This window comes from Vibrio sp. 10N.222.46.A1 (genome assembly GCF_041473595.1).
GTDB lineage: Bacteria > Pseudomonadota > Gammaproteobacteria > Enterobacterales > Vibrionaceae > Vibrio > Vibrio tasmaniensis_A.
The window spans coordinates 1-1,626 of the sequence record NZ_JBFRSN010000860.1 but is presented as its reverse complement, the minus strand read 5'-3'; the positions used below and the strand labels follow the sequence as shown (position 1 = coordinate 1,626).

The 1,626-nt window shown below is 45.1% G+C and carries 1 protein-coding gene; it reads right to left on the bottom strand.

The features are described from left to right. Positions 1-69: 69 nt before the first annotated feature. On the bottom strand, positions 70-1,500 hold the full coding sequence (locus tag AB4496_RS21130) for a PLP-dependent aminotransferase family protein (RefSeq protein WP_102258252.1): 1,431 nt from the start codon (positions 1,498-1,500) through the stop codon (positions 70-72). Between the last annotated feature and the right edge of the window lie 126 nt (positions 1,501-1,626).

Genomic DNA, 1,626 nt, shown 5'->3' with positions numbered 1-1,626 from the left:
GTGATTGTATTTGTTGTTTTAGTTAACGTTTATTCATTGTTGAATGATCTAGCAGTCAGAAATATTCGATTAGAAAGAAGTATGCTTCGCGATTATTTTCGCTAGTGTCACAACCCCTTCTTTCCACTCTTTACTCTCTTCGATGTTCGCTACCGTGAAGCGCAAGCAGTGTTTATATTGATCGTTTGTCCCAAAGACTGTGCCAGGTAATATTCCCAATTTGTGCTTCAAACAATCTTGATAAATCGCGTAGCTATCGACCGATTCAGGTAACGTGATCCAGTTTAAAAAAGATCCCTCAGGCTTTGACAGATGGTAGCGGCCAACAAGGTGTTCATAGCCATCAAGCGCTTGTATTAACAGGCTTTGGAATTGCTTTTGATTGACTTGGTAGAGTCGTTTCATTTTGGATAAGTGGCTGCGATATTTACCGGTAGTGAGAAATTGACCCACCGCGGATTGCATTAAATTGGAGCTGCCCATGTTGTCGCATAACAGGTATTTTTCAACTTGAGCCTGGTAACGACCTGAGAGTAACCAGCCAATACGCAAGCGAGAATCTAAGGTCTTGGACAAAGAGTTGACGTAAATGACTCGATCTTGGTCATCAAGCTCTTTGAGGCTGGCAATGGGTGTGTCGAATGCCAAGCTACCGAACACATCGTCTTCGATAATCGGTAAAGATCCGGTGATTTCCAGTAATGCTTTTCGGTTCGCCAATGGCATCCGTGAACCGGTTGGATTGGTAAAGTTTGGCGTTAGTAGCAAGGTTTTCACTTCCCATTTGTCCAACGCACTCTGTAGTGAAGGAATGTCGATTCCGTGGCTGACGCTGCTTGGTATTTCAAGGGCTTGCAAGCCAAGTGATTCAAGTAAAAGTAGATTACCGAAATAACAGGGCGACTCGACCGCCACGATGTCTCCCGGTTTGGTTAATGCACGTAAAGCCAGACTGATCGCCTGTTGAGCACCATGTGTAATTGCAATTTCATTCGATCCCGCAGGCACGCCTAGATCATGGGTGATCTTTAGCAACTGCTTTACTAATTGCTCATCGCCGGGAGGTAATTGGTAATAACCGGGAAGCTGAGTTTGCAAACGGCTATGGCGACCGATTTCGGCGTACAAGCTACGAATGGCAGGGTTATTAATGTTCGGGTGTGCAGAACCAGCAAGCAGTTTCAAGCGACCTTTCGGACGGGAGAGTACAGATTTGGTGACCGACAAGAGGTCGACTTTTTGAGGCTGGCTCGGTGCATCCCAGATGGTGGTGTTCGGTGTTTTCACACGATAGCCTGATTTAGGCACAGAATAAACCCAGCCCGTCGCTTCCAGTTCTTGATAAGCGCGAATCACGGTGTTTTTGCTCACACCGAGTTGTTCACTGAGTTGACGAATGGAAGGCAAGCGGTCGTCTGGGTGAAAGAGCCCTTTATCGATCTGAGCCTTAATGTGTTGTTCTATAGCGAGATATTTATTGCCGCTGAGTTTTTCTTCCACGTTTCCCCCTTGTAACTCACACTTAATCTGTAACCATTTAAAGTGTTATATCTGTATCTTTATTAGTTATCTGTACCCAACTAAGGTAACAGCATTGATGAAGAGTTGACCAGAGGTTTGTAATGC